This window comes from Acidiphilium sp. (assembly GCF_049977125.1).
GTDB lineage: Bacteria > Pseudomonadota > Alphaproteobacteria > Acetobacterales > Acetobacteraceae > Acidiphilium.
Genome location: NZ_JBMFGY010000125.1, coordinates 1 through 8438 on the forward strand (window position 1 = coordinate 1; position 8438 = coordinate 8438).

General features: G+C 58.8%; 8 protein-coding genes and 1 pseudogene. 2 read left to right on the top strand and 7 right to left on the bottom strand.

The window, feature by feature from the left end:
- Window positions 1-263 precede the first annotated feature (263 nt).
- The 7 genes and pseudogenes from ACP5E6_RS14530 to ACP5E6_RS14560 form a co-directional block, all read right to left on the bottom strand.
- A pseudogene (locus ACP5E6_RS14530) lies at window positions 264-437 on the bottom strand (transposase); the annotation flags it as partial.
- Between the two features lie 142 nt (window positions 438-579).
- Complete coding sequence (arsH, locus tag ACP5E6_RS14535) at window positions 580-1281, bottom strand: arsenical resistance protein ArsH (protein ID WP_427955084.1); 702 nt, start codon at window positions 1279-1281, stop codon at window positions 580-582.
- On the bottom strand, window positions 1281-2135 hold the full coding sequence (locus ACP5E6_RS14540; protein ID WP_427955087.1) for a VOC family protein: 855 nt from the start codon (window positions 2133-2135) through the stop codon (window positions 1281-1283). Before ACP5E6_RS14540 ends, arsH begins: the two co-directional genes overlap by 1 nt.
- Window positions 2136-2142: 7 nt before the next feature.
- Window positions 2143-3453: an arsenic transporter gene (locus ACP5E6_RS14545; protein WP_427955090.1), complete on the bottom strand. Its 1311-nt coding sequence runs from the start codon at window positions 3451-3453 to the stop codon at window positions 2143-2145.
- Between the two features lie 23 nt (window positions 3454-3476).
- Complete coding sequence (gene arsC, locus ACP5E6_RS14550) at window positions 3477-3899, bottom strand: arsenate reductase (glutaredoxin) (RefSeq protein ID WP_427955093.1); 423 nt, start codon at window positions 3897-3899, stop codon at window positions 3477-3479.
- Window positions 3896-4420, bottom strand: coding sequence for an arsenate reductase ArsC (locus ACP5E6_RS14555; RefSeq protein WP_427955096.1), 525 nt, complete (start codon window positions 4418-4420; stop codon window positions 3896-3898). The genes arsC and ACP5E6_RS14555 overlap by 4 nt, the downstream gene beginning before the upstream one ends.
- Window positions 4417-4815 carry an ArsR/SmtB family transcription factor gene (locus ACP5E6_RS14560; protein WP_427955099.1) on the bottom strand — a complete coding sequence of 133 codons (399 nt, stop codon included), beginning with the start codon at window positions 4813-4815 and terminating at the stop codon, window positions 4417-4419. Before ACP5E6_RS14560 ends, ACP5E6_RS14555 begins: the two co-directional genes overlap by 4 nt.
- 145 nt (window positions 4816-4960) lie before the next feature.
- Here ACP5E6_RS14560 and ACP5E6_RS14565 point away from each other — a divergent pair, with 145 nt between their 5' ends.
- Both ACP5E6_RS14565 and ACP5E6_RS14570 read left to right on the top strand, forming a co-directional pair.
- The gene (locus ACP5E6_RS14565; protein ID WP_427955102.1) at window positions 4961-5443 is read left to right on the top strand and encodes an arsenate reductase (azurin) small subunit; all 483 of its coding nucleotides are present in this window, start codon (window positions 4961-4963) and stop codon (window positions 5441-5443) included.
- A gap of 32 nt (window positions 5444-5475) precedes the next feature.
- Window positions 5476-8061, top strand: coding sequence for an arsenate reductase (azurin) large subunit (locus ACP5E6_RS14570; RefSeq protein ID WP_427955105.1), 2586 nt, complete (start codon window positions 5476-5478; stop codon window positions 8059-8061).
- Window positions 8062-8438: the final 377 nt, after the last annotated feature.

Consider the following 8438-nt stretch of genomic DNA (forward strand, 5'->3'; position numbering starts at 1 on the left):
CCCAATGCCGATCTTGCTCACGATGCCAAAGCCGCATAGTCAGAAATCAGGCAACGCGCCCACGCCGAAGTTCAACAACGACCGGGACATCCCCAGGCGGAACCTTGGAGCAGTGGCCAAATCGAAGGTCAGATAAACCGTTTGAAAATGCTGAAGCGGTCCATGTATGGCCGGGCAAGCACCGAATTGTTGCGAATTCGAATGATGCCCCTTTCAAACGTCCTTCTGCACCAACTCTGACGCAGAGCCGTTTGGCGACGGCATTTCGTGCATTGAAGCAAGTCCCGCGTCTTGACCACGCTGTGCGATTGGCTGCCACAGATCGGGCACGATAATCGATCGCGCCATCGCGACGGCATGGCATTGCTCCTCCGCACCCTTCGATCAAATTCGGATTCGCTCAACCCTCGCTGAAACTGTACCGCATTGCGAGCCATCGATTTCTCCCTTGGGCAACACGATGTTCTTATTTTTGGCCATCAGAGCACTAGCTGAACAAGGTCGGTAAGCAGGTAATATTTAGAGTCCTCGATCAAAGCGCCGGAATCTGTAAATTGTAAGGGTGAGCATTTGAGAGGATTATAATCTGTTGATATCTGCACTTTTCGTAATTTTTCGTTCGCTGTAGCGATCGACGAGGTAGTCGGCGCGGTCGCGCAGCAGCAGGGTGAAGCGCATGAGTTCCTCCATCACGTCGACCAAGCGGTCGTAATAGGGCGAGGGCAGCATCCGGCCCGAGTCGTCGAATTGTTCGTAGGCTTTGGCAACGCTCGATTGGTTGGGGATGGTGACCATGCGCATCCAGCGGCCGAGCAGGCGGAGTGTGTTGACGGCGTTGAAGCTTTGCGAACCGCCGGAGACCTGCATGACGGCAAGGACGCGGCCCTGGGTGGGGCGGACGGCGCCGAGTTCGAGCGGGATCCAGTCGATCTGGTTTTTCATCACACCGGTGATGGCGCCGTGCAGTTCCGGGCTGCACCAGACCTGCGCTTCGGACCAGACGGAGAGGCTGCGCAGTTCCTGGACTTTCGGGTGATCTTGCGAGGTGGTGTTGGTGATGGGCAGATCGCGCGGGTCGAAGATGCGGGTCTCGGCACCCATGAAATCGAGCAGGCGGGCCGCTTCCTCGGTCAGCAGGCGGGAGTAGGAACGGGTGCGGAGCGAGCCGTAGAGAAGCAGGATGCGCGGTTTATGGGTGGCCCGCGTGGCGGGTTCGAGGCGGGCGAGATCGGGCGGGTGGAGCAACGACTGTCGCAGGGCGGGGAACGCGGGATCACTCATCAATTCGCGATGAGAAGTTCGGGGGTTTCGTCGATCGGTTTGGACTGCATCTCGGCATCGGTAAGTCGGGCGTAGATTTCGATCAAGGTGCCGTCGGGGTCGGTCAGCCAGAGTTCGTGCAGCGGCGTGCCTTTCCAGGTCGTGCGCGGCGGCTTGGCGATTGTGGCACCGACTGCGCGCGCGCGATGATAGGCGTCGATCACTGCGGCCTTGTCGGCAACCGCAATGCCGAGGTGATACAGCGTGTCGTGGTGCAATTCGTGTTCGTCCCGCACCACGAGCACTAAGTTGAGCCCGAGGTCGGTGCGGACGAAGGTGGCGTAGCGATGGGTCCAGTCCTTCGGCCAGGTGCCGAGTAGCCAGGCGTAGAAGGCTGTGCTGCGGGGCAGGTCGGCCACGCGGATGCTGGCGTGGAACTCTGTTGCCGTGGGGCCGGGTGCGAGGTCGATCAAGGGCGCAAGCACGGCGATACGCCCGGCGATCCGGTCGCGCGCCTCACGGAATCGCTGGCGGATGTCGTCGGGTGACAGGGTGGGGTCGGATGAGGCTGGATCGGGGATCGGCCAGTGCAGCCGCTGTACCCGGCCGGGCAGAACCGGGCAGACCTCCTCGGCGCATAGGGTGATGACTAGATCGATTGAGGCGGGATCGATCGTGTCGACCGATTTCGAGACATGTTCGGAGATGTCGATGCCTTGTTCGGCCATCGCTTCGATCGCGTAGGGGTTCACTTTGGACGGTTTCGATCCCGCGCTGAAAATGCGGAAATCGTCACCCAGCGCTGCCCGGGCGAGACCTTCCGCCATCTGGCTGCGCGCCGAATTGGCAACGCAAAGAAACAGAATATTTTTCATGAGAACCTCAATGGGGTGAAATGATCGGCAGCCAGATTGCAAGGGCTGCGAGGGTTGCGATGAGGACGGGGGGTGTGATCAGTAGGCCGATTTTCATGTATTGGCCCCAGGTGATGGTCGTACCCTTCTGCGCCAGCACGTGCAGCCAGAGCAGGGTGGCGAGGCTGCCGATCGGGGTGAATTTCGGGCCGAGGTCGCAGCCGATGATGTTGGCGTAGACCATGGCATCGTGGATGCGCGGGGCGAGGTGGGGCAGGTGGTTGATCGCCAGTGCGCCGACCAGCACACTCGGCATGTTGTTCATGATCGAGGACATGATGGCTGCGAGGATGCCGGTGCCGAGGGAGGCGGCCCAGATGCCATGGGTGGCGAAGACGCGGAGGGCTGCGGCGATGTAGTTTGTGAGGCCGGCGTTGCGCAGACCGTAGACCACCAGATACATCCCGAGGCTGAAGATGACGACTTGCCAGGGCGCGCCGCGCAGGACGCGGCCGATGTCGATGATCGGCGCACCGCGCCCTATCAGCCGCGCCGCAATCGCGAGCAGGGCGGCGGCACCGATGATGGTGACGAAGGAGACCGGCACGCCGAACGGGGCGGTGATGAAATAGGCGAGCAGAAGCAAGGCCAGCACCGGCCACGCGGCGCGAAACACCAGAGGGTCGTGGATCGCGCCGGCGGCAGAGTCGAGGGCGGCGATGTCGTAGCGCCGGTCGACGACGCGGCGATACATCAGTCCGAGCACGGCGAGGGTGGCGAGCAGGGAGACGATGTCGATCGGGATCATCACCGTCGCGTAGCGGTTGAAGCCGATCCGGAAGAAATTGGCGCTGACGATGTTGACCAGGTTGGAGATCACCAGCGGCAGGCTGGTGGTGTCGGCGACGAAGCCGGTCGCGATGATGAAAGCGAGAGCGGCGGCAGGCGGGAATTCGAGACTCACCAGAATCGCCATTACGATCGGAGTGAGCAGCAGGGCCGCACCGTCGTTGGCGAATACTGCGGCGATGGCGGCGCCGAGCAGGACGATCAGCGGCAGCAGGATGCGCCCGCGCCCGCGGCCCCAGCGCGCGACGTGCAGGGCAGCCCATCGGAACAGCCCGGCTTCATCGAGCAGGAGCGAAATGATGATGAGGGCGACGAAGGTGAAGGTCGCGTTCCAGACGATGTGCCAGACGGTCGGGATGTTGCGCCAGTGGATGACGCCGAGTGCGAGATCGATGATAGCGCCGGCCATGGCACTCCAGCCGATGCCGAGGCCGCGGGGTTGCCAGATGACGAAGACAAGGGTGGCGATGAACACCGCAAGAGCAAGCATGTAGAGCCTCGGAAAAAGGAGGGTTAGCGGATGCGCCGGCCGGCGGGATCGACCACGGTTTCGCCATCTTCCTTGCTGAAGGCGGCGCGTTGCGCTGCAGGAAGGATATCAAGCACGGTCTCGGAAGGCCGGCATAGCTTGACGCCGAGTGGGGTCACCACGATCGGCCGATTAATCAAGATCGGGTGCGCCATCATCGCATCGAGGAGCGCGGCGTCGGGCAAGGCCGGGTTGGCAAGTCCGAGCTCGGCGAAAGGGGTATCTTTCTCGCGAATCACGCTACGCACCGGTACGCCCATCCGTGCGATCAGGTCGATCAGGGTTTCGCGCGATGGCGGGGTTTTCAGATACTCGATAATTGCCGGTTCGATCTTGGCGTTGCGGATCAGGGCGAGCACGTTGCGCGAGGTGCCGCAAGCGGGATTGTGGTAGATGGTAACTGTCATGCCGCCGAACCTTCATTGGCGCTTAACCCGATCCGTCCGATTTCCTGCACGCGACGTTGGAGTGACGCCTGTTCTAGTTTAGCGAAGGGTAGGCTGGCGAAGAGTTTGATACGAGTATCCAGCATTCTGAACGCGGTCCGGAATGCTGCCATGCGTTCGAGGTCGGATCCGGTCACTAAAGCCGGATCGGGTACGCCCCAATGCGCCGTAGTCGGATGTCCCGGCCAAACCGGGCACGGCTCGCCGGCCGCTTCGTCGCAAACGGTGAACACGAAATCCATCACCGGCGCGCCCGGCTGACCGAATTCGTCCCAGGATTTCGAGCGCAGTCCCTCGATCGGCAAACCGGCTTCCTCAAGCATCGCCACCGCGCCTGTAAGGACCTCGCCTTTCGGATGGCTACCGGCAGAAAAGCCGCGAAATTTGCCCATACCCCAGCGTTCGACTAGTTTTTCGGCCAAAATGCTCCGGCCGGAATTACCGGTGCAGAGAAATAACACGTTGAGCGGCTGGATGGTCACGCTGACTCAGCCTTCGCACGCATCTCTTTCTGCTTTACCGAAGGGCGTGCCGGATCGCAGGCCGGGCCGTAGGTGGATATGTCTTGCCCGCAGCAGTTCTTCACAAGAAATCCCACCAGCGTGTTGATCGCCGTAAAGTCGGCAGCATAGATGACGTGCCGGCTGGCCCGCCTCTGACTGATCAGTCCGGCATTCCGCAGTGCCTGGACATGGAAAGTGAATGATGACGGCACCAGGCCAAGCTTTTCGGCGATCTCTCCCGCCGAAATACCCGCAGGACCGGCCTCGACCAGGAGCCGATACGCGGCCAGCCGGTGCTCATGGGCGAGAGCAGACAGAGCCGTAACCATCCAGGCAGAATCTTTTTTAGAGGACCGATGCATGGTCATTTCCATATTTATCGTACGATAATAAACTTAGAGCCGCCGCCCAGACTTCGTCAAGCTAACCGTGCCATCCGGAACATAAAATTTTCTTGACAAATTACATATTACTATTTTACGAGTGTCGTAATATCAAAAATATAAGGGGAGTTTGCCAATGAAAGTATCACGTCGAGGCTTCATACAGACGTCAGCTGTGGCTGGCGCTGTTGCCAATCCAATGCTTGCCAAGGCCGGCAACGTGATGGTTGACGGCAAACCCTGGCCTTTGGTCAAAGCCGGCAATATCAATCAGCTCATCTCCGGCAAGCCGGTGTCATTTCATTATCCCGACGCGACATCACCCGCCTGGTTGTTGAAGCTCTCGGAGCCGGCCTACGAAGGGACAGGTTCATCGGGCGATGTGGTCGCCTTCTCTGGCATATGCACGCATATGGGGTGCCCTGTAGCGTTCAAGGACGGTCGGTTCGTCTGCCCCTGCCATTTATCCATGTTCGACCCGGCTCGAAACGGCGTTCCCTATCAGGGGCTGGCGTCGGATTATCTGCCGCAAATTGAACTCAGAATTGATGGTGCGGGCGACATTTACGCCGAGCGCATGTCCGGCCTGATCTGGGGCCGCACTAAAGACGCAGCCTAAAACGAACGACAAAAATTCCGAGGGAAACGACAATGGCTTTATATCGCCGTGAGGAATCCGTCCCGTTGCCGCCGAACAATGCGGAAGCCTATAATACCGCATGCCAGTACTGCACCGTCGGCTGCGGCTACAAGGTCTATGTCTGGCCGGATGGTCTTGCTGGTGGACTTAAAGCGAGTGATAACGCTTTCGGGGTCGATTTCACGAGCCCGCAGCCGCCGCTTATGGGCTTCTCCTATACGGAATCGATGTATTCGACAATCCGTAAGCGTGATGGCCGAACATACCACGTCGCGATCGTGCCGGCACATGACTCGCCGGTAAATCCGATGGGGAATCACTCAAGCCGTGGCGCGGTCAACGCCAAGACCACGTGGTCTGACAGTCGGCCGACCCAAGCGCGGCTGCATTACCCGCTGCTACGCATCGGCAACGAATTCAATGTGATTCCCTGGGATGACGCAATCGAGTTGCAGGCACGGGTGATCAAGGGAGTCGCCGAAAAATATGGTGCCGACGAACTCTGTTCGAAAATCTACGATCATGGCGGTGGCGGCGGTGGTATGGAGAATACCTACGGGACCGGACGTTTGCTGTTCACGGGGCTGCAGATGAAGCATGTCGGTATCCATAACCGGCCGGGCTACAGCTCAGAAACCTGGGGCACTCGTGATCGCGGCGTGCACGAGTTGAATTATTGCTACGAAGATGCCCGCCTCGCCGATACCATCATGCTGTGGGGCTCCAACGCGTACGACACTGCGACGGTATTTTTTGTCGCCCACATGATGCCGAACTTGCAAGGTACGACAAAGGACGAGAAAAAAAAGCAATATGCCAACGGCGAATCGATCGCACCGGCGCGCATGGTGATCGTCGATCCGCGGATTTCCGCGACGGTCAATGCGGCACGCGAAACCGGGGCCAAGGTACTCCATCTGCGGCCCAATCTCGGTGCGGATTACATGTTGATGAACGCGGTGGCGCGCGTCGTTTGGGAGAAAAAATACTACAACAAGGATTTCCTAAACCAGCACACCGATATGGTGACGTTCGAGGACTACAAGAAGAAGTCGCTCGAACTGCACATGCCCTACAAGGAGTTCATGGCGCGCGCGCAGAAGATTTCCGGCGTGCCGGTGGCGCAGATCGAACAGGCTGCTGCGTGGATCTCTCAGCCCAAGCCGGGCGGCCACCCGCGCCGTAGTTTGATTCTGTACGAGAAGGGCGTCATCTGGAATTATCGTCAGTATGACGCCGTTGCAGCGATCGCCCAGCTCGGCGCGCTCAGCTTCAATATCGGCCGGCCGGGTACCGGCACTGGACGAGTCGGAGGGCATCAGGAAGGCTACGCGCGGCCGGATTATCCCGGCCCGAAACCACCGCCGGATGTCGATAAATATGTCCAGGATGGCAAGGGCAAAATTTTCTGGCTGACCGGCTGCAACCCCTATCTCGCCGCCCAGAACAATGCGTATTTCCGCAAGCGAATCGGCGAGCGGGCGCAGGAGCTGACCGATTACCTTTCGGCGCAGAAGCAAGGCGACGGCGAACCGGCATCCATGGAGCATCTAGCCGCGCGCATTCTGGAAGGGCTAGACAAGACCAACGGTTTGTTCGTTACGGTGCAGAACATCTACATGATAGAGAGCACGCGTGACGCTCACCTGATCCTGCCGGCGGCGCAATGGGGCGAGGCGGAGAACATTTCGCTCAATTGCGGCGACCGTCTGATGCGGCTCGACGACCGGTTCATGGACCCGCCGGGTGACGCGAAACCGGACTGGGAAATTCACGGCTTGGTCGGCCAGAAACTCGAAGCGCTCTATCAGGCCGACGGCAAGTCCGACATTGCCAAACGGTTTGCCGGCATGGGCTGGAAGCATGGCGCGGATGTTGTCAAATCGATCCAGGACGACCTCTATGCCGACATGGATACGAAGGTTCCAGCATCCCGGGCGAGCACGCTCGATCCAGAGAGTTTCAAAGGCGTCGATTACACCTATCTGCGCAAGGTCGGTCAGAAAGGCATTCAGACGCCGGTTCGCACCGATCCGAACACCGGGCAACTGGTCGGGACCAAGCGTCTCTATTCGACCTTCTATTTCATGACCAAGGACGGCAAGTTCAGCTGGTATGGTACGCGGCCCTGGGATGACCACGCCTCCGCCACAGTGGTTGCAGGCTACCTGAAATCAGATCGGACCAAATACCCTTTCTGGTTCACCATGGGACGCAGCCAGCCGCTGTGGCAGACTAACTACCACATGCGCCTTCTTCCTGAGAAAAACGAACTTACGCCACTACCCTTTGTTCAGATCAACCCGGTCGATATGAGAAAGCTTGGATTAGTCGATGGCGATATCGTGATGGTCCATAACGATCAAGGTAACGAGACTTTTGCCGTTTATGAGACGGACGCCGTGTTGCCGGGAACGGTTTTTGCACTGATGTACCATTGGCTCGGCACGTCCAATAGCCTCACTTCACCCTACACTGACCCAATGAGCACAAACCCCTGGTATAAAGGAACGCGCGTAGGCATCCGAAAGTTATCCGGTAGTTTTTCGCGTGTTGTTGCAACAACAAGTTACCGACCAACCAATAAATTTACGTAGGCCATTGGTCTACGTTAAAACATTGGTATATCCCGTGTAAGTTAGAAATAAATATTCTGCTGGGTTTATGACCCAACTTCCACAGTGACTAAAAAAATAAAGTTATATTACAACGACGTAGCGGTCGTTTTGAGTTTTAGGCACCACAGGAATTCAGTTGGTGGGGTCAGTGAATTTGGCTGATGGCATTTCCTGGAATACGGGTGGCAGGCTCAATCCCACAGCGCGGCAGACCGGATCGATGCTGGCGCGTGGGGCGGTCCGAAATATGCCAGTCCGACTACGGCCAATTCCCGCCATTAGCAGAAGGTCGGTTCTCGCCACCATCCCCGCTCGGTCGACTATCACCCTGCCCTCATTCAGGTGCCTGCTGCGTC